This is a genomic window from Herbaspirillum frisingense GSF30 (assembly GCF_000300975.2).
GTDB lineage: Bacteria > Pseudomonadota > Gammaproteobacteria > Burkholderiales > Burkholderiaceae_D > Herbaspirillum > Herbaspirillum frisingense.
The window spans coordinates 196,325-215,258 of sequence record NZ_AEEC02000003.1; the positions used below are offsets into that span (position 1 = coordinate 196,325).

Sequence of the window (18,934 nt, forward strand, 5' to 3'; positions counted from 1 at the left end):
GGCTTCAACGGCCGGCCACCGCCCCTGCTCCGGTGTCGATCGCACCCAGGCGCCACGACACCCGGCGCGCCGAGGCCGCCAGCAGTTGTCCCACCTCGCCTGCAAAGTCCGTATCGTAGCTGCCGCTGCTGCCCATCACCGCCATCACCAGCGCCAGTTGGCCGGCATGGTTGAAGACCGGTGCGGCCAGTGTATTGATGCCCGGCACCGGGCGCCCCAGTGCCTGGTCCATGCCATCCGCCCGGATCTGGCGCAGGCGCCCCGCGTAGTCATGACGCAGTGCGCCGTCGCCATGGAGGACGGTGTCGGCCTGCGCGCCTTCCATGCGGATCGCATCCATCGCCAGCGCGCCGGCCAGCGTGTCGGCCGGCTGATGGGCTGCGCAGACGCGGCCGATGGCGGTATGCACCATCGACAGCACGGTACCGATACGCAGGCTGACGTGCTGCGGGCGCGAGGATTCTTCCAGCCGCACCACGGTCGGCCCCAGCGGGCCGAATACCGCCAGCGCCACCGACAGGCCGGTCGCCTCGACCAGCGGCGCCACTTCGGCCTCGGCCTCGCGCAACGGTGAGAGTCGCTGCAGGGCCGCCAGTCCCAGTTCCAGACTCAATGGCCCGGGGAAGAAATTGCCCTGGGCATCACGCGCCAGCAGGCCGATCTTCTGCAGGCTCACCAGATGCGGGAAGGCCTTGGCCGCCGGCATGCCGGCCAGTCGCGCCAGGTCGCCCAGTGGCAGCGGACGGGCCGCTTCCAGCAGGGCTTCCAGCAGGGCGCCGGTGCTGTCCAGCGACTGGATGCCGCGCTGCGCCTGCGCTTTGGCGCCGTCATCGGCTTCATCGGCTTCATCGGGCATGTCGTGCAGGCGCGTCATGCGGTGCACTCCCCGCCGGCACCGGCCAGCGTGTGACCGATGGCCTCGATGCAGATGCGCAACTGACGCGCCACGGCACCGCGCCAGCCGGCATCGATGACGCCGCTTGTGCCGATCACGGTCACCAGCAGCTGCAATTGGCCGGCCGCATCCAGCAAGGGCATGCACAGGCTGGTCACGCCCGGACTGGGGACATCGACGGCGCGTTCCATGCCGCGCTTGCGGATGGCATCCAGCGTTTCAAGGAATTGCTTCAATTGCGACCTGGGCGCGCCGGGATGCTGGGCCTCCCATTGCGCCTGCCATGCGGTCACCGGCCGGAAGGCGCAGCAGGTGCGGCCGGTGGCGGTATCGGCCAGCGCCATCACGGTCCCCACATGCAGGTTCACGTGCAGCGGCTTGCCGGCATGGGCGTAATGGACGATGGTCGGGCCTTCCGGCGTAGGCAGGGTGAGCGCCACGCTCAGGCCGGTGTCTTCGCTCAGTTGCTGCACCTGCGGCAAGGCCAGCTGGTAGGCCGGCTCCTGGGCCAGGCGCGCCATGCCCAGACGCAGCGCCAGCGGGCCAGCCTCGTAACGACCATCTGCCGGGGTGCGCTTGATCAAGCCGAGCCGCAACAGGCTGACCAGGTAGGTGTGGGCTTGTGCCGAGGACAGCGCAGCCGCGCTCGCCAGTTCGACCAGCGGCATGGGCTGGCGGGTCTGCGCCAGGGCCTGCAACAGCCGACCGGCCACTTCCACGCTCTGGATGCCGCGCTGGGGCTTGACGGAGGTTGCACTCATCGGGGATTCCGTTGGGTCATGGAGAAAATCGAACACTGAAAATGCACAAGGGCACAGCGGCAGGCAAGCCCAGTTCGGACCGGACATCAGCGCCCACGCCACACTGCGCCAGGTCGGGATTCTAATCCATGTCGCCATGGCAAGAACGCGGGATGTCGGCGAGCAAACAAAACTGGCATTAGTGCATAACAAGTAGCTTTGACATTGACTAATCATATTCTGCTGACTAAGATGCCATCAACCTGCTAACTCCAGGCAACAACAAGAACGTTTGACCCCCATTGACCCATGACGGCGTGGACGGAGACATCCCCTGATGGCGCAAGCCATGTCCATGTACGTCCCACCTATTTGAACGAGGCAGACATGGCCAAGGCATTTGCATCCCAGGCGGATCTTGACGCCAAGAAAATCACCTTTGAACGCATCTCGGAAAACGCCTACGCGTACACCGCCGAGGGCGATCCCAACTCCGGCGTCATCATCGGCGACGACAGCGTCATGGTCATCGACACCACCGCCACGCCGGCCATGGCGCAGGACCTGATCGCGCGCATCCGCAGCATCACCGACCTGCCCATCAAGTACGTGGTGCTGTCGCACTACCACGCGGTGCGGGTGCTGGGCGCGTCGGCCTATCTGAAGGAAGGTTGCGAGCAGGTCATCGCCAGCCGCGGCACCTTCGAAATGATCTCCGAACGCGGCGAGGCCGACATGAAGTCCGAGATCGAACGCTTCCCGCGCCTGTTCGCCGGGGTGGAGACGGTACCCGGCCTGACCTGGCCGACCATGGTGTTCGAACGCGAGATGACCCTCTTCATGGGCAAGCTGGAAGTGAAGATCGCCCACCTGGGCGCGGGCCATACCAAGGGCGATACGGTGGTCTGGATTCCCGGGCAGAAGGTGTTGTTCTCGGGCGACCTGGTGGAATACGACGCCGCCTGCTATTGCGGCGACGCCCAGCTGGAACAATGGCCGGCCACCCTCGATGCCCTCTCGGCGCTGCAGGTCGAGGCACTGGTGCCGGGACGCGGCCCCGCACTGCGCGGGCGTGAACAGGTCGAGCAGGGCATCGCCTATACCCGCGACTTCGTCTCCACCCTGCTGCGCGCCGGGCGCGAGGCAGTGGCCGCGAAGATGGGCCTGAAGGAAGCCATGGCCCATGCCCGCACGCTGATGGACCCCAAGTTCGCCCAGGTCTTCATCTACGAACACTGCCTGCCCTTCGATGTCACGCGGGCCTATGACGAAGCCTCCGGCATCCATCACCCGCGCATCTGGACCGCTGCGCGCGACAAGGAGATGTGGACGGCGCTGCAGGCCTGAGCAAAGGGAGAGAGGAGACCGACATGAACAATACCCCTAGCCTCGACACTGCGGCCATCGACTACCAGCAACAACGCTTCCCCTATCAACCCTGCGCCGAACAGACCCGGCCCGGCCCTGCGACTATCCATCCGGTGGTGGTCGTGGGAGCCGGCCCGGTCGGCCTGGTCACCGCAATCGATCTGGCTCGCCAGGGCATCAAGGTGGTGCTGGTGGACGACGACAATACGCTCTCCACCGGTTCAAGGGCGATCTGCTTCGCCCAGCGCACGCTGGATATCTTCGACCGCCTGGGCTGCGGCCAGCGCATGGTGGACAAGGGCGTAGGCTGGAATCGCGGCAAGGTCTTCCTGCGCGACCAGCCGGTCTATGAGTTCGACCTGCTGCCCGAACGCGGCCACGCCCGCCCGGCCTTCATCAACCTGCAGCAGTATTACGTCGAGGGCTATCTGCTGGAACAGGCACAAGCCCTGCCCGACATCGACATCCGCTGGAGCAGCAAGGTCAGCGCCATCGAACACCATGCCGACCACGAAACGCTGACCGTGGACAGCCCCGAGGGCAGCTACCGCCTCAAGGCGCGCTACGTGGTGGCCGCCGATGGCGCACGCAGCCCATTGCGCAGGATGATGGGCCTGGAGAGCGTAGGCCACACCTTCCGCGACCGCTTCCTGATCGCCGACGTCCGGATGGACGCGCCCTTCCCGGCCGAACGCTGGTTCTGGTTCGATCCCCCTTTCCATCCCAACCAGTCGGTATTGCTGCACCGCCAGCCGGATGAGGTCTGGCGTATCGACTTCCAGCTCGGCTGGGATGCCGATCCGGTGCTGGAGAAGACGCCGGAAAAGGTGATTCCCCGGGTGCGTGCCCTGCTGGGGCCGGAGGTGCAGTTCTCGCTGGAATGGGTGAGCGTCTATACCTTTGCCTGCGTGCGCATGGCGCGCTTTCGCCATGGCCGCGTGCTGTTCGTCGGAGACGCCGCGCATTGCGTCTCGCCCTTCGGTGCGCGTGGTGCCAACAGCGGCATCCAGGATGCCGAGAACCTGGCCTGGAAGCTGGCCTGCGTGCTGCAGGGCCAGGCGCCGGAAAGCCTGCTGGACAGCTATGCCGACGAACGCGAATTCGCGGCCGATGAAAACCTGCTCAACTCCACCCGCTCCACCGATTTCATCACACCCAAGAGCGGTGTGAGCCGGTGCTTCCGAGACGCCGTGCTGGACCTGGCGCGGGAACACGGCTTTGCGCGCAGGCTGGTCAACAGCGGCCGGCTGTCGCTGCCGGCCACGCTGCACGCCTCGCCGCTCAACACCGGTGACCACGCATCCTTCAGCGCCGGCATGCAGCCCGGGGCAGCCTGCTGTGATGCGCCGCTGGGTGGCACCAATGGAACCAATGGAACCAGTGGCACCGACAACACCGACGGCCGCGACTGGCTGTTGCGGCATCTGGGCGACAGCTTCGTGTTGATGATCTTCGCCCCTGCTGCCAGCCTGGCGCCTTCACAGTTGCAGGAACTGGCCGGCATGACGCAGGCCCGACTGCCGCTGCGCTTGTTGTTCGTCAGCGCAACACCGGCCACGCTATCGGATTGCCAGATCCTTGAAGGCATGGGCGCGGCGGCCACCCAGGTCCACGACATCGAAGGTCTGGCCGCCCGGCGCTACGACATGCCCGCGCATGCCGACGCACCCGGCTGCTACCTGATCCGCCCCGACCAGCATGTCTGCGCGCGCTGGCGTGACATCGATGTGCTCGCCATCCTGCAGGCCCTGTGGCGGGCGACCGGCCATGCCGGCAGCGGCGATGCCATCGCCGTCAAGGATGCCGCCTGAGAGTCCACAACCCCCGATCCCCCCGAGACCTTTGATCCCAAACCCCGAGCCTACATCGACCAAGGAGAACACCATGATCCTGAATACCTCACCCAACCTGGCGCGACCGGACGATTTCTATGAAGCCCTGATCGCCATGCACCGCGACCTGGATGACGACGCCAGCCAGGCCGTCAATGCCCGCCTGATCCTGCTGTTGTGCAATCACATCGGCGGCCACGACGTCCTGCTGGAAGCCATGCAGCGCGCCCGCGCCAGCGTGACCCCGGCCACCGTCGCGGCAGCCTGAGCACTCACCCCTTCCACATCCCCAAGAGCGCCGGCACAGGCGCCTGACAACGGAGACAACCATGATCCACCCATCCCAGGGCGCCGGCACGCTGGCCGCCCAGCCCGCTGACGACCTCGGCGGCAGCACCGAAGACGCCGTCTACCGCAAGGTCTGGCTACGCATCATTCCCTTCCTGTTCATCTGCTATGTCGTTTCCTTCCTGGACCGCATCAACATCGGCTTCGCGCAATTGCAGATGAAGCAGGACCTGGGCTTCAGCGACGCCATGTATGGCCTGGGCGCGGCCGTGTTCTACGTCGGCTATGTGCTGTGCGAAGTCCCCAGCAACATGGCGCTGGCGCGCTTCGGCGCACGGCGCACCTTCAGCCGCATCATGATCCTGTGGGGGCTGGCCTCGGTGGGCATGATGGCGGTCACCGATGCCAGCCACTTCTATGCGCTGCGCTTCCTGCTGGGGGTGTTCGAGGCTGGCTTCTTCCCGGGCATCGTGCTGTACCTGAGCTACTGGTTCCCGGCGCGGCGACGCGCGGCAGTGATGGCGATCTTCTTTGCCGGGGTGGCGGTGGCCGGGGTCCTGGGCGGGCTGGTCTCGGGCTGGATCATGCGCGACATGGCCGGCGTCATGGGCCTGTATGGCTGGCAGTGGATGTTTGCAATCGAGGGCGCCCCGGCGGTGGTACTAGGCCTGCTGGCCATCTTCTGGCTGGCCGACGGCCCGGCGCAGGCGGCCTGGCTCAGTGTGGAAGAACGCCGCTTCCTGCTGGCCCGGCACAGCCAGGAAGTGCATCGCAGCCAGCACGTCAGCGCCCATTCGCTGCTGGCATTGCGGCAGGCGCTGGCGCACCCGCCGACCTACCTGTTCGCCTTCATCTACTTCGCCCTGACCTGCGGCTCGCTGACGCTGAACTTCTGGATGCCGCTGATGATCCGCGACTTCGGCATCAAGGATGTGGTGCAGGTCTCGCTCTACAGCGTGATCCCCAATGCCATCGGCGCGGTCGGCCTGCTGTTGATCGCGCGCCACTCGGACCGGCGCAACGAGCGGCACGGCCACTTCCTGGTCTGCACCACTGGTGGCGCGCTGGCACTGGTGGCGCTGACACTGCATCCGTCCAGCCTGGCGGTCTCGCTGGCGCTGCTGTCGCTGGCGGCGGTCCTGATCTTCGCGGCCCTGCCGATCTTCTGGTCGCTGCCACCGGGCCTGTTGCCGGCGCAAGCCATCGCCCCGGGCATTGCCTTCATCTCCAGCGTGGGCATCACCAGCGGCATCGTCAGCCCCTGGCTGATCGGCCTGGTCAAGACCCGCACCGGCAACATGGATATCGCCCTCTATATCCTGGCGGGCTTGCTGTTGCTCAGCGGATTGACGATGTGGAGCCTGATTCCGAGAAAGCCGGCAGCCGCAGAGCCTGCTTGAGGTGCAGGCCGATATCGCCTGACGGAAGTCATCGGAAGATATGGCAGGAACCGGCGCCGGGGCTGATCTCCGGCGCCGGTTGTCGTTTGTGCATGTGAGCATTTGCACAATCGCGGGCAAGCTGGTCAAGAAACTGTCAGACTCCTTTGCTAAAGTGGCGCCGCCCGTCCTGGGGGCGTTTGATCGAATCTGATCGCGCACGACTGGCATCCGCGAACCCGACCACTCCTTGCAGCGCTATTGCACCTCATCGCCATGAAAATGAAGACCACCTCGCCGCAATTGACGGCCTATGAAGAAGTCAAGCCTGGCTTCGGCTGGATCGATGCGCTGGTGCTGGCGGTGCTGTTCGGGCTGTTGTGGAGCGCCTTGCACTTTGGCAAGGGGATGCTGGTGCATTTCGACCCGTCCGACCAGCTGGAAGTCGACAGCTCGCCGGCCATGATCCCCTATTACGCCGGCCGCACCCTGTTGCGCATGTGGATCGCCTTCGCCTTTTCCCTGTTCTTCGCCATCGGCACCGGTTACCTGGCCGCCAAGAGCCGCCGGGCGCGGGCGTTGATCCTGCCGGCGCTGGACATCCTGCAGTCGGTGCCGGTGCTGGGCTTCCTCTCGGCGACAGTGGCCGGGTTCATGGCGCTGTTCCCGGGCAGCCTGATGGGGGTAGAGTGCGCTGCCATCTTCGCCATCTTCACCGGCCAGGTATGGAACATGGCCTTCGGCTTCTACCATTCCATGGTCACCATCCCCACCGACATGCAGGAAGCCGCCACCACCTACCGCCTCACCGCCTGGCAGCGCTTTCGCACCGTGGAGTTGCCGGCCTCGGCCCACAGCCTGATCTGGAACTCGATGATGTCCTTCGGCGGCGGCTGGTTCTTCGTGGCGCAGAGCGAGGCCATCAGCGTCATGAACAAGGACCTGAAGCTGCCCGGCCTGGGTTCCTACATGGCCCAGGCCATCGACCAGGGCGACCACACGGCGGCGCTATGGGCGGTGATCGCCATGCTGGCACTGATCCTCATCAGCGACCAGCTGGTATGGCGGCCGCTGCTGGCCTGGGCCGACAAGTTCAAGATCGAACTGACCGAATCGGGATCGGCGCCGACGTCCTGGGTCTTCGACCTGCTGCGCGGCTCCTATGTCTTTACCTGGCTCGACGAAAAACTGTGGCAGCCGCTGGGCGACTGGCTGGCACGCCATCGGACGGCGCCATCGGGCGCCCCCACCCCGGCCCGCATTGCCCGCCGGCGCTGGACCCATCGCATCCTGAGCGGCCTGATCTGCGCGCTGCTGATCTTCGAGGCCCTGCGCGGGCTGGTGGCCGCCATCGACGCCTTGCACGGGGCGATGAGCTGGAGCCTGTTCGGGCATATCGTGTGGCTGGGTTTCCTGACCATGCTGCGGGTGCTGGCCATGACCGTGATCGCCACCCTGATCTGGACCCCGGTGGGGGTCTGGATCGGCTCCAAGCCGCACATCGCCCGCTTCGCCCAGCCGCTGGCGCAGATCGGTGCGTCCTTCCCGGTCAACATGACCTTCCCGCTGGTGGTGGGCTGGTTCGTGGCGGGCAACGTCAGCATGAACTGGGGCAGCATCCTCCTGATCGCCATGGGCACGCAGTGGTACATCCTCTTCAACGTCATCGCCGGCGCCATGGCCATCCCCAACGACCTGAAGGAGGCCGCCCGCATGTACGGCCTGTCGCGCTGGAACCTGTGGAAGACCCTGATCCTGCCCGCCATCTTCCCGTTCTGGGTGACCGGGGCCTGCACCGCCGCCGGGGGCGCCTGGAACGCCTCCATCGTGGCCGAACTGGCCAGCTGGGGCGATGTCTCGCTCAAGGCCGACGGCCTGGGCGCCTATATCTCGGCGGTCACCAAGTCCGGTGATACGCCGCTCATCATCGCCAGCATCGGTGTGATGTCGATGTTCGTGGTACTGATGAACAAGTTTGTCTGGCGTCGCCTGTATGCCTTCGCCGAACGCCGTTTCCGCCTCGATTGATCCTGAGCCCAGCCATGACCATGACTTCTCCGCAACAACGTCCCGCCGTCGCCGAACTGTGCGCGGTCAGCAAATCCTATAACACCGCCGGCGGCCACGAACTGAAGGTGCTGGACAACATCGACCTGGCCGTGCACGAGGGGGAACTGCTGGCCCTGCTGGGCCAGTCCGGCTCGGGCAAGTCGACCATCCTGCGCTGCCTGACCGGGCTGGTGGAACCCAGCTCGGGCCACACCATGGCGGCCGGCAAGCAGCTCTATGGCGTCAATCGCGATGCCTCGGTGGTGTTCCAGACCTTTGCGCTCTATCCCTGGCTGACGGTGGAACAGAACGTGGCGGTAGGCCTGATGTCGCACAACCCGACCCGCGAGGAGCGCGACGCGGCGGTGGACCGCGCCATCGAACTGATCGGCCTGGGCAATTACCACAGCGCCTATCCCCGCGAACTTTCCGGCGGCATGCGCCAGCGTGTGGGCATCGCCCGCGCCCTGGTGTCCAAGCCCAAGCTGCTGTGCCTGGATGAAGCCTTCAGCGCCCTGGACGTGCTGACCGCGGAAAACCTGCGGCAGGAACTGATCAGCCTGTGGCGCGCACCGGACAGCGGCCTGACCTCGATCTTCATGGTCACCCACAACATCGAGGAAGCGGTGGAGATGGCCACCCGCATCGTGGTGGTGTTCCCGCGCCCGGGCCGCCTGGGCCTGGTGCTGGAAAACCCGCTGCCCTACCCGCGCGACAGCAAGAGCCCGGAATTCCAGCGCCTGGTCAACATCATCCACGAAGCGATCACCACGCTGACCCTGCCCGACCTGCCGCCGGAAGTGCACATGCCGGGCGAGCCGATCTCGCGTGGCCGCAAGCGCATGGAGTCGATCCCGCTGATCCCGGTGGGCCAGATCCTGGGTCTGATGAGCCTGCTGCACGACGAGCCGGAGCTGAACAACATCTACGACATCTCCGACGAGATCGGCAAGGAATTCGGCGAGACCATCGCCACCGTCAAGGCCGCCGAAATCCTGGAACTGGTCGATACCCCCAAGCAGGAAGTCTTCCTCACTGACCTCGGGCGCCGCTTCGTGGCGGCCGACCGGCTGGGGCAGCGCGCCATCTTCGCCGAACAGGTCTACAAGCTGCGCATCTTCCACATCATCCTGGCGGTGCTGGGCGAGGCCGAGGAAATCGAGGCCGAGCGCGTGTTGAAGGACATCGGCAGCGCCCTGCCCTACGACAATCCGGAAAAGACCTTCGAGACCATGATCGCCTGGGGCCGCTATGCCGGTCTGATGGATTACAACGCCAAGACCGGCATGGTGTTCGTGCCCAAGGACGAGGACGATGAAGGCGGCCCTTCGGCCTGAGTGTAAAACTAAAACCGGGCCCGACGCTGACATCGGGCTCATGAAAAACGGCTGATCCCCGATCAGCCGTCAAATCACTACCAGATCGGCATTCCTGCCTGCACCGCCTTCTGCGCTCAGCGCAATGCCGGCATCGGCGCGGACCTGCCCATGGCGGCCTGGTCCTGCATCGTCGTCAGCGATTTGTCCTGGCGGATCTTGAAGATCGAGACCACCTTCAGCAAGCCGCTGGCCTGCTGCGCCAGCGACTGCGCGGCCGCGCTGGCCTCCTCCACCAGCGCCGCATTCTGCTGCGTGACCTGATCCATCTGCACCACGGCGGTATTGATCTGCTCGATACCGCTGCCCTGCTCCTGGGTGGCGGTGGCGATGCTGTTCATGATTTCACCGAAGCGCTGTACCGAATCCACGATCGCGCCCATCTGCTGTCCGGCGCTGGCCACCAGCTGTGAACCGGCGCCCACGTGGGCCATCGATTCGCCGATCAGGTCCTTGATCTCCTTGGCCGCGACCGCGCTGCGCTGGGCCAGCGAACGCACTTCCGAGGCCACTACCGCAAAGCCACGCCCCTGCTCGCCGGCACGGGCCGCTTCCACGGCCGCGTTCAGGGCCAGGATGTTGGTCTGGAAGGCGATCCCTTCGATGACGCTGATGATGTCGGCCATCTTGCCCGAGCTGGCCGATATCCGGTCCATGGTCTTTACCACGCGATCGAAAGCCTCGCTACCGGCGCTGGCGGTCTTCGATGCACCGCTGGCCAGGCGCAGCGCCTCACCCGCGTGCTCGGTATTCTGGCGCACGGTGGTGGTCAGCTCTTCCATGCTGGCGGCGGTCTCTTCCAGCGAGGCGGCCTGTTCTTCGGTGCGTTGAGACAGATCGAAGTTGCCCTGCGCGATCTGTCCGCTGGCCACCGAGATGGTTTCGGCGGCCGACTTGATGCCGTGGGCGATCACGTTCAACTGGTGACGCATCTGTTCGATGGAGGCCATCAGGCTGGAACCGTCGCCTTCGCGCAGTCGCACCGTGGCGGTCAGGTCGCCACTGGCGATGTCGCGCGCGATGGCCTGGGCTTCGGAAGGTTCGGCGCCCAGCTGGCGCAGGATGCTGCGGGCGATCATGGTCGACGCCACCACACCTACCAGCAGGGCCAGCGCCACGGCGGTGAGCATGATGCCGCGCAGCCATTCATAGGTGGCACGTGCGCTGGTGGCAGCCTCGTCATTGAGCTGTTCCTCTAACTCGGACAGATCGGTGAGCGACTTGATCCAGGCCTGCTGCCTGGGTCGCACTTCGCCGATAAGCACCTTGATGGCTTCGGCCGGCTTGTTATCCAGGCCCAGCTGCAAGGCCTTGGCCATGAGCGGCACGGCTGCGGCTTCATCGGCCTTGATCTGCGCCAGCAAATTGCGCTCCCGATCGGTGGTGGCGGCTTCGGTGGCAAACATCTTTTCCAGCGTCGTACGTGCATCGCCATAGAGTTTTTCCTGGCGTGCCAGCGTCTGCGCTTCGACCCGCATGCCTTCCTGGTCGTCCAGCAAGGCGATGTTGCGGATGGCGAGGGCACGCTGGCTCAGCGCATTGCGCATGGCACTGACCAGCCGGGTTTCGGCGTTGTTGACGGCAGTGATGTCGGTGAGGGCATCGTTCATGCGCGACATGCCCATCATGCCCAGCAAGGAAATGCCCAGAAGAAACACGAGAATCAGGCCGAAGCCCAATGCCAGCCTGGTCACGACTTTGAATTTGCCCATGGTATTGCCCCTTTTTGCAGTATCCCCCGGCCGGTCTCGGATGGGCCGGAGAGAGTTTGACGGAGCTTGTCGCAGGGAGGCTGCGACGCCAGGTCGCATGAACCTGGCGGCAAAGGATGAGCTGTTGTAATTGTGATGGACATCCGCAGGCAACCGGCACAGCGGCAAGCAGGAGCAGTCTAAGCCCCCATCCTGCGAGACAAAGCGAGAATCAGCGAGGATTTATCCAGTCACTAAAAAGTTAGGTTTTTACGTACCTTTCAGTTTTGTCCCTATGACCACCCTAGTGCTGAGCTTTTCTGCGCCATGGCTTGCACTGGCGCATCATGCGGGCGATTGCGCCTTGCGGCGCAGGCGGCTGGCACTGACTGCAGTGGCCAACGCAGTGGCCAGCGCGGCCACCCACAGGGCGACACGGATCGCCTCGCCATCCTGCACCGGGCTCATCTGTAGTTCACCATGGGCCACGGCACCGGCGGTATGGACTGCCAGGATCACGCCCAGCAGCGCGGCGCCCAGGCACTGGCCGAAGGTGCGCATGATGGCCAGCACGCCGGAGGCATTGCCACTGCGTTCGCGCGAGACATTGCCGAGCATCTCGCGGTTGTTGGGGCTCTGGAAAAAGCCGAAGCCCATACCGCACACCAAAGCGCGCCAGCCGATGTCCCAGGCCTGCGCGTGATCGGGCAGCAGGGCCAGCAACACCAGGCCGAGGGTGAACACGGCCAGTCCCAGGCTGGACAGCAGGGCCGGTGAATGACGGTCGGCCAGGCGTCCGGCATGCGGCGCCACCAGCACGATGCCCAGCGGCCAGGGCGTGAACAGGGCCGCCGATTCGAAGGCGCTGTAGGCGTAGGCATTCTGGAACAGGAACGGCAGGGCCACGAAGGCGATCCCCTGGCCCACGAAGGACGCCAGCGAGGTCAGCGCAGCCAGGGAAAAGCGCGCATTGGAAAAGATGTCCAGCGGCAACAGCGGTTCGCGCACCCGACGCTGGCCGCGCACGAAGGCCAGTGCAGAGATCAGCGCCACCAGCGCGTAGGCCGCGGCGGTGAGCGCCGCGTGGGCGCCCTGGCCGGGGTCGGCGAAGTGTGCGCAGGTGTCGGCGGCCATGATGACCGCGCCCATGGCCAGCGCCGACCACAGTGCGCCGGCCATGTCGAAGGGCGGGCGCAGGCGGCCACGCTGGCGGGTGTCCGGGATGGCGCTCCACGACAGCAGCACCGCTGCCACGCCCAGCGGCAGGTTGATCAGGAAGATCCACTCCCAGCTCAGCGCGGCCAGCAAGGTGCCGCCCAGTACCGGGCCGATGGCGGTGCCGGCCGCCACCAGCACTGCGTTGAGCCCGAGGATGCGGCCCAGCAGGCGATTCGGAAAGACCGTGCGATGGATCGCCGGCGCAATACTGAGCATGGCCGCGCCCCCCAGCCCTTGCAGCACGCGCATGGCAATGAGCCATTCCACCGTGGGCGACAGGGCACAGCCCAGCGAGGCCAGCGTGAACACCGCCAGCCCGGCCGTGAACTGGTTGCGAAATCCCAGTCGCGACGACATGGCGGCAAAGGCCGCCAGCGTCATGGCGGTGGCCAGCAGGTAGGCATTGGCCACCCAGACGGACGCGGCGGCCGAGGTCTGCAGCGCCAGACCGATCTGGGGCAGGGCGACATTGATGATGGTGCCGTCGAATACTGCCATGGTGGTGGCGGTCATCACCGCCAGCATGGCGCGACGGCGGCGCACGCCCGGCAGGCCTTCGTCGCCGGGCAGGTCGGAAAACAGTTCCATGGGAAGATTTCCTGGAAGATAGGATCAGGTCTTCACTATAGCCACCCGCGAGACAAGGCGGAAGACGCACGGCTTGCATTGGATCATTGCATGCGACGCCATGTCACTGCGGCCATGCTAGGATGCCGGCATGACCGAAACCGACCTCAACCTGCTCATCGCGCTCGATGCCCTCATCGCCGAGGCCAGCGTGGCAGGGGCCGCGCGCCGCCTGGGCCTGAGCGCCTCGGCCATGAGCCGCACGCTGACCCGGCTGCGCCAGGCCACGGGCGACCATCTGCTGGTGCGTGCGGGCCGCCAGATGGTGCTGACGCCCTGCGCCGAGGCGCTGCGCGAGCGGGTACGCAACGTGGTGCATGAAGCCCGCTCGGTGTTGCGCCCCTCCGTCCCCGAGCTGGACCTGGCGCGGCTGGAGCGGGATTTCACCGTGCGCGCCAACGAGGGCTTCATCGAAGCCTGCGGTGCCGCCCTGATCGGCGCCGTGGCCGCCGAAGCGCCGCTGGTGCGCCTGCGCTTCGCCCCCAAGGTGGAGCGCAGCCCGCTGCCGCTGCGCGAAGGCAGTGCCGATCTGGAGATCGGCGTGGCCAGCGAGATGGGGCCGGAAGTGCGTCTGCAGACCCTGTTCCGCGACCGTTTCGTGGGTGCAGTGCGCATCGGTCATCCGCTGGCGGCATTGCGCCGCGTGAGCGCGGAGCGCTATTGCAGCTTCGAACACGTGAGCGCATCGCCACGGGGCGACCGCAGCAGCCCGCTGGATGCGGCGCTGGCCGAACGTGGACTGACGCGCAAGGTGGTGGCCATCGTCCCCAGTTTTCCCGCTGCGCTGGCGGTGGTGCGCTCGTCGGATCTGGTCTCCATGGTGCCGTACTCCTTCCTGACCACGGCCGGTGCGCCGCGCAAGGATGGCAGCGCCTCCGGCATCCATCTGTTCGAGCTGCCGGTGGCGACCGATCCCATCGTGGTATCGCTGATGTGGCATCCGCGCGTGGAACTGGACCCGGCCCATCGCTGGCTGCGCGAGAAGGTACGCGGCGTCTGCGCCGAGCTGGCGCGCACCGGGCCGCGACGTTGATGTCCACGCTTACCTCTTCCCTCTGAAAGACCGCCATGCAACTACAAGGCACTCATCACGTCGCCATCATCTGTTCCGACTACGCGCGCTCGAAGGCCTTCTACGTCGGGCTGCTGGGCCTGCGCGTCATCGCCGAGCATTATCGCGAGGCACGGGACTCCTGGAAGCTGGACCTGGGCCTGCCCGATGGCACGCAGATCGAACTGTTTTCCTTTCCCGTGCCGCCGGCCCGGCCGTCGCGTCCGGAGGCCTGTGGTCTGCGCCACCTGTCCTTCGCGGTGGCCGATGTACAGCACTGCAAGCAGCAACTGGAGCAACAGGGGGTGGCGGTGGAGGACATCCGCGTGGATGAATACACCGGCCGGCGCTTTACCTTCTTCGCCGACCCCGACGGCCTGCCGCTGGAGCTCTACGAAGTGATCGACCCGGCGCGATCCTGACAACCATCCCAACAACGCCGCCGGCCCCGCCAAAGACATTGCTCCCGCCCTCCCATGCCAAACCTCAAGACTTCCGCCTTCTCGCGCCTGAGTTCCACCACCCTGCTCGGCGCGGCCGTGATACTGGGCATGCTCTACTTCGGTCGCGACATCCTGGCACCGCTGGCAGTGGCCGGCATTGCCAGCCTGATCATCCTGCCGCTGGTGCGCCAGCTGGACGCCCTGGGCATCAACCGCGCCGCCGCCGCCATCATCTCGGTGCTGCTGGTGGGTGCCTGCCTGGTGGCCCTGGCAGTGGTGCTGGCATTCCAGCTGGTCAGTGTCACCAGTGACCTGCCGCAATACCGCGAAGCCATCCAGGAAAAGGTGGAGAGCGTGCGCGCCATCACCGAGCGCCCCTTCGCCCGGCTGGAGGCCGAGTTGAGCGCAGTCATTCCGCAGCCGGTGCCGGAGCTCAGTCGCAGCGGCAAGAAGAACAGCCATGCAGCAGCAGCAGCGGCCGCAGCCAATGCCACGCCCACGCCGGAGGCCGATACCCGCATGTCGGTCAGAGGTGCCCTGCGACGGCTATTCGCGCTGGCCTGGGGGCCGATCGGCCAGGCCGGCATCGTGCTGGTGCTGCTGGTCTTCATCCTGCTGGAACAGGAATCGCTGCGCGAACGCCTGATCCGCCTGGCCGGCCTGACGGAAATGAGCCGGACCATGCAGGCCCTGGGCGACGCGGCCGAGGGGGTGTCACGCTTCTTCTTTTCGCAGTTCCTGGTCAATCTGGCGTTCGGCCTGATCATGGGCGCGGTGCTGGCCGCCGGTGGCGTGCCGCACGCGGTGCTGTGGGGTACGCTGGCTGGCGTATTGCGCTTTGTGCCCTATCTGGGTGCTCTGGCGTCGGGCCTGATGATCTCCATCTTCATCGCCGCCATCGATCCCGGCTGGTGGCTGGCATTGTCCTTCCTGGCCTTCTATGTCTGCCTGGAAGTGATCGTGGCCAACTTCGTCGAGCCGCGCATCTATGGTCATAGCTCCGGCCTGTCGCCGCTGGCAGTGATTGTCTCGGCACTGTTCTGGGGTTCGCTGTGGGGACCGATCGGCCTGTTGCTGTCGACTCCGCTGACGCTCTGCCTGGTGGTGGCCGGCCGTCACGTGGCGGCGCTGGAGCCGATCACCATCCTGCTGGGCGAGGCCCCCGACATGAGCCACGCCGAACGCTTCTACCAACGCGCGCTGGCCGGCGAATCCGACGCCATCATCCGCGACGCCCGCAGCCATCTGCAGAAGCAGAGCTTTGCCAAGTACTGCGACCAGATCCTGCTGCCTGGGCTGGCGCTGGCGGCGCTGGACCTGCGCCACGGGCGCATCGAGACGGCCCAGCAGGAGCGGCTGCGCGGCTCCGTTTCGCAATTGACCGAGGTGCTTACGCAAACCCCCGGCGCGCCGCGCAGCTTGCGGCGCCGGCGCGAAGTCCCCTTGCTCAACAGCGGCGTGGGAGCGCATCTGCGCGAACTGCGCCTGGCGCGACTGGGGCGCTGGCAGGGCTCGCTGGACGTGCCACTGGGATCGGTGGTGTTGTGCGGCGGTCTGCAGGGCGAACGCGACGACCTGCTCTCCGAACTGCTGGTGCATGCCCTGCGCGTGTCCGGCATCGATGCCCGCAGCATCACGCTGGATCAGCCGGAAGACGAACGCCCGGACAGCAGCAAGGCCGAACTGGTATCCATCGTCTTCCTGGTCTATCCGACCCGCGAACGGCTGGACGCCTGGATGGCGGTGGTGGGGACGCTGCGCAGCAACCTGCCGCAAGCCTTGCTGGTGACGATCCGCCCGTCCTTCTTCAATGAGGAAGTGGACGCGGCAACCGTGAAGGAACAGGTGGACATGGTGCTGTCTTCCTTCGAGGAAGGGCTGGCGCTGGCGTCCACCCATATGCGCCCGGCCATCAAGGTCTGAGCGGCGCGAAAGATCTCCGGGGCCGGAGCAGAAAATCCTGGCGTAAAAAAATGCCGCCCGCTTGAAAGCGGGCGGCATTGTCATCTAGTGTTGCCGCCAATCAGCGGCATCAGCAGGACGTGGACACTTCTCAGCGCTTCAGTTGCGACAGGTCGCGCACCGCACCGCGATCGGCCGAGGTGGTCAGCGCGGCATAGGCCTGCAGCGCCTGCGACACCACGCGGGTGCGCTCGGCCGGCTTCCAGGCTGCATCGCCACGGGCCTCCATGGCGGCGCGGCGCTTGGCCAGGTCCTCTGCCGTCACACGCAGGTTGATGCTGCGGTTGGGGATGTCGATATCGATCAGGTCACCCTCTTCCACCAGGCCGATGGCGCCACCTTCGGCCGCTTCCGGCGAGGCGTGGCCGATCACCAGGCCCGAGGAGCCGCCGGAGAAGCGGCCATCGGTGAACAGGGCGCAAGCCTTGCCCAGGCCCTTGGACTTGATGTACGAGGTCGGGTACAGCATTTCCTGCATGCCGGGGCCGCCCTTGGGACCTTCGTAGCGCACGATGACCACGTCGCCGGCCTTGACCTTGTCACCCAGGATGCCTTCGACGGCGGCGTCCTGGCTTTCGAACACGCGGGCCGTGCCGGAGAACTTGAGGATGCTTTCATCCACGCCGGCGGTCTTGACGATGCAACCCTTCTCGGCGATGTTGCCGTACAGGACGGCCAGGCCGCCGTCCTGCGAATAGGCGTGCTCGCGGTCACGGATGCAGCCGTTGGCGCGGTCCAGGTCGTTGTCCTCGAAACGCTCTGCCTGCGAGAACGCCACCTGGGTGGGAACGCCACCGGGTGCAGCGCGGAACAGCTTGTGCACGGCCGGATCGCTGGAGACGCGAATGTCGTATTTCTCGATGGCTTCGCCCAGGGTCTTGCTGTGCACGGTGGGGCGCGAGGTATCCAGCAGGCCGGCGCGGGCCAGTTCGCCCAGGATGGAGATGATGCCGCCGGCGCGGTGCACGTCTTCGATGTGGTACTTGTTGGTCATCGGCGCGACCTTGCACAGGCAAGGGACCTTGCGCGAGATGCGGTCGATGTCGGCCATGGTGAATTCGACCTTGGCTTCATGCGCGGCCGCCAGCAGGTGCAACACGGTATTGGTGGAGCCGCCCATGGAAACGTCCAGGGTCATGGCGTTTTCCCAGGTTTCCTTGGTGGCGATGTTGCGCGGCAGGATGGAATAGTCGTCCTGCTCGTAGTGACGCTTGGCCAGTTCGACGATCAGGCGGCCGGCGCGCAGGAACAGTTCCTTGCGGTCGGCGTGAGTGGCGACGATGGTGCCATTGCCCGGCAGTGACAGGCCCAGCACTTCGGTCAGGCAGTTCATCGAGTTGGCGGTGAACATGCCCGAGCAGGAACCGCAGGTCGGACAGGCCGAGCGTTCCACTTCGGCCACGTCGGCATCCGAGATGTTCTGGTCGCCGGCCTGGATCATGGCGTCCACCAGGTCCAGCTTGATGACCTTCTTGTCGGTGTTGACGGTCTTGATGACCTTGCCTGCTTCCATCGGGCCGCCGGAGACGAAGACCACGGGGATGTTCAGGCGCATGGCGGCCATCAGCATGCCCGGGGTGATCTTGTCGCAGTTGGAGATGCACACCATGGCGTCAGCGCAGTGGGCATTGACCATGTATTCGACCGAGTCGGCGATCAGGTCGCGCGAGGGCAGCGAGTACAGCATGCCGTCGTGGCCCATGGCGATACCATCATCGACGGCGATGGTGTTGAATTCCTTGGCGACACCACCGGCCGCCTCGATCTCGCGGGCCACCAACTGGCCCAGGTCCTTCAGGTGCACGTGACCGGGCACAAACTGGGTGAAGGAGTTGACCACGGCGATGATGGGCTTGGTGAAGTCGCCATCCTTCATGCCGGTGGCGCGCCACAGCGCGCGCGCGCCGGCCATGTTGCGGCCCTGGGTGGTGGTATAGGAACGATAGGTCGGCATGATGGGTGTCTCCTCAGGGCTGCTTAGGGAAAATGGGAGGCCAAGAGTGCCTCGGGCGCTA

The 18,934-nt window shown here is 65.8% G+C and carries 14 protein-coding genes; 9 read left to right on the plus strand and 5 right to left on the minus strand.

Annotation, left to right across the window (positions count from 1 at the left end; all coding sequences use genetic code 11):
* Window positions 1–4 precede the first annotated feature (4 nt).
* Window positions 5–874 (minus strand): IclR family transcriptional regulator, encoded by an 870-nt coding sequence (locus tag HFRIS_RS03695; protein WP_006461889.1) that lies wholly within the window; start codon window positions 872–874, stop codon window positions 5–7.
* Window positions 871–1,656 (minus strand): IclR family transcriptional regulator, encoded by a 786-nt coding sequence (locus tag HFRIS_RS03700; RefSeq protein ID WP_006461890.1) that lies wholly within the window; start codon window positions 1,654–1,656, stop codon window positions 871–873. Before HFRIS_RS03700 ends, HFRIS_RS03695 begins: the two co-directional genes overlap by 4 nt.
* Before the next feature lie 366 nt (window positions 1,657–2,022).
* Between HFRIS_RS03700 and HFRIS_RS03705 the strand changes: the two genes are divergently transcribed.
* From HFRIS_RS03705 to HFRIS_RS03730, 6 genes are all read left to right on the plus strand, one after another.
* Window positions 2,023–2,982 (plus strand): MBL fold metallo-hydrolase, encoded by a 960-nt coding sequence (locus HFRIS_RS03705; protein WP_006461891.1) that lies wholly within the window; start codon window positions 2,023–2,025, stop codon window positions 2,980–2,982.
* 23 nt (window positions 2,983–3,005) lie between these two features.
* Window positions 3,006–4,814: an FAD-dependent oxidoreductase gene (locus tag HFRIS_RS03710; RefSeq protein ID WP_006461892.1), complete on the plus strand. Its 1,809-nt coding sequence runs from the start codon at window positions 3,006–3,008 to the stop codon at window positions 4,812–4,814.
* Between the two features lie 73 nt (window positions 4,815–4,887).
* A complete protein-coding gene (locus HFRIS_RS03715; protein ID WP_006461893.1) occupies window positions 4,888–5,103 on the plus strand; it encodes a DUF2783 domain-containing protein in 216 nt (71 codons plus the stop codon).
* Between the two features lie 61 nt (window positions 5,104–5,164).
* Window positions 5,165–6,523 (plus strand): MFS transporter, encoded by a 1,359-nt coding sequence (locus tag HFRIS_RS03720; protein ID WP_006461894.1) that lies wholly within the window; start codon window positions 5,165–5,167, stop codon window positions 6,521–6,523.
* A 261-nt stretch (window positions 6,524–6,784) separates the two neighbouring features.
* Window positions 6,785–8,530, plus strand: a complete 1,746-nt coding sequence (locus HFRIS_RS03725; protein ID WP_006461895.1) for an ABC transporter permease — start codon at window positions 6,785–6,787, stop codon at window positions 8,528–8,530.
* Between the two features lie 14 nt (window positions 8,531–8,544).
* Entirely contained in the window at window positions 8,545–9,888 is a 1,344-nt protein-coding gene (locus tag HFRIS_RS03730) for an ABC transporter ATP-binding protein (RefSeq protein ID WP_006461896.1), read from the plus strand.
* A 116-nt stretch (window positions 9,889–10,004) separates the two neighbouring features.
* Here the strand turns inward: HFRIS_RS03730 and HFRIS_RS03735 are convergent, their stop codons facing one another.
* Window positions 10,005–11,639 carry a methyl-accepting chemotaxis protein gene (locus HFRIS_RS03735; protein WP_006461897.1) on the minus strand — a complete coding sequence of 545 codons (1,635 nt, stop codon included), beginning with the start codon at window positions 11,637–11,639 and terminating at the stop codon, window positions 10,005–10,007.
* Window positions 11,640–11,963: 324 nt separating this feature from the next.
* Window positions 11,964–13,424 (minus strand): MFS transporter, encoded by a 1,461-nt coding sequence (locus HFRIS_RS03740; protein ID WP_006461898.1) that lies wholly within the window; start codon window positions 13,422–13,424, stop codon window positions 11,964–11,966.
* Between the two features lie 130 nt (window positions 13,425–13,554).
* Here HFRIS_RS03740 and HFRIS_RS03745 point away from each other — a divergent pair, with 130 nt between their 5' ends.
* The 3 genes from HFRIS_RS03745 to HFRIS_RS03755 are packed head-to-tail and all read left to right on the plus strand — an operon-like array spanning window position 13,555 to window position 16,880.
* On the plus strand, window positions 13,555–14,496 hold the full coding sequence (locus HFRIS_RS03745) for a LysR family transcriptional regulator (RefSeq protein ID WP_006461899.1): 942 nt from the start codon (window positions 13,555–13,557) through the stop codon (window positions 14,494–14,496).
* Window positions 14,497–14,531: 35 nt separating this feature from the next.
* The gene (gloA2, locus tag HFRIS_RS03750; RefSeq protein ID WP_006461900.1) at window positions 14,532–14,936 is read left to right on the plus strand and encodes an SMU1112c/YaeR family gloxylase I-like metalloprotein; all 405 of its coding nucleotides are present in this window, start codon (window positions 14,532–14,534) and stop codon (window positions 14,934–14,936) included.
* Window positions 14,937–14,990: 54 nt separating this feature from the next.
* Window positions 14,991–16,880, plus strand: coding sequence for an AI-2E family transporter (locus HFRIS_RS03755; RefSeq protein ID WP_006461901.1), 1,890 nt, complete (start codon window positions 14,991–14,993; stop codon window positions 16,878–16,880).
* 130 nt (window positions 16,881–17,010) lie between these two features.
* Here HFRIS_RS03755 and ilvD read toward each other — a convergent pair whose 3' ends face one another.
* Window positions 17,011–18,873: a dihydroxy-acid dehydratase gene (gene ilvD / locus HFRIS_RS03760; protein WP_006461902.1), complete on the minus strand. Its 1,863-nt coding sequence runs from the start codon at window positions 18,871–18,873 to the stop codon at window positions 17,011–17,013.
* Window positions 18,874–18,934 lie beyond the last annotated feature (61 nt).

Excerpts from the sequence above, each read along its gene's own strand:
- ilvD (WP_006461902.1), bottom strand. The coding sequence starts at position 18,873 with ATGCCGACCTATCGTTCCTATACCACCACCCAGGGCCGCAACATGGCC.
- HFRIS_RS03735 (WP_006461897.1), bottom strand. The coding sequence starts at position 11,639 with ATGGGCAAATTCAAAGTCGTGACCAGGCTGGCATTGGGCTTCGGCCTG.
- HFRIS_RS03715 (WP_006461893.1), top strand. The coding sequence starts at position 4,888 with ATGATCCTGAATACCTCACCCAACCTGGCGCGACCGGACGATTTCTAT.
- HFRIS_RS03740 (WP_006461898.1), bottom strand. The coding sequence starts at position 13,424 with ATGGAACTGTTTTCCGACCTGCCCGGCGACGAAGGCCTGCCGGGCGTG.
- HFRIS_RS03695 (WP_006461889.1), bottom strand. The coding sequence starts at position 874 with ATGACGCGCCTGCACGACATGCCCGATGAAGCCGATGAAGCCGATGAC.
- HFRIS_RS03720 (WP_006461894.1), top strand. The coding sequence starts at position 5,165 with ATGATCCACCCATCCCAGGGCGCCGGCACGCTGGCCGCCCAGCCCGCT.
- HFRIS_RS03705 (WP_006461891.1), top strand. The coding sequence starts at position 2,023 with ATGGCCAAGGCATTTGCATCCCAGGCGGATCTTGACGCCAAGAAAATC.
- HFRIS_RS03745 (WP_006461899.1), top strand. The coding sequence starts at position 13,555 with ATGACCGAAACCGACCTCAACCTGCTCATCGCGCTCGATGCCCTCATC.
- HFRIS_RS03700 (WP_006461890.1), bottom strand. The coding sequence starts at position 1,656 with ATGAGTGCAACCTCCGTCAAGCCCCAGCGCGGCATCCAGAGCGTGGAA.
- gloA2 (WP_006461900.1), top strand. The coding sequence starts at position 14,532 with ATGCAACTACAAGGCACTCATCACGTCGCCATCATCTGTTCCGACTAC.
- HFRIS_RS03730 (WP_006461896.1), top strand. The coding sequence starts at position 8,545 with ATGACCATGACTTCTCCGCAACAACGTCCCGCCGTCGCCGAACTGTGC.
- HFRIS_RS03710 (WP_006461892.1), top strand. The coding sequence starts at position 3,006 with ATGAACAATACCCCTAGCCTCGACACTGCGGCCATCGACTACCAGCAA.
- HFRIS_RS03725 (WP_006461895.1), top strand. The coding sequence starts at position 6,785 with ATGAAGACCACCTCGCCGCAATTGACGGCCTATGAAGAAGTCAAGCCT.
- HFRIS_RS03755 (WP_006461901.1), top strand. The coding sequence starts at position 14,991 with ATGCCAAACCTCAAGACTTCCGCCTTCTCGCGCCTGAGTTCCACCACC.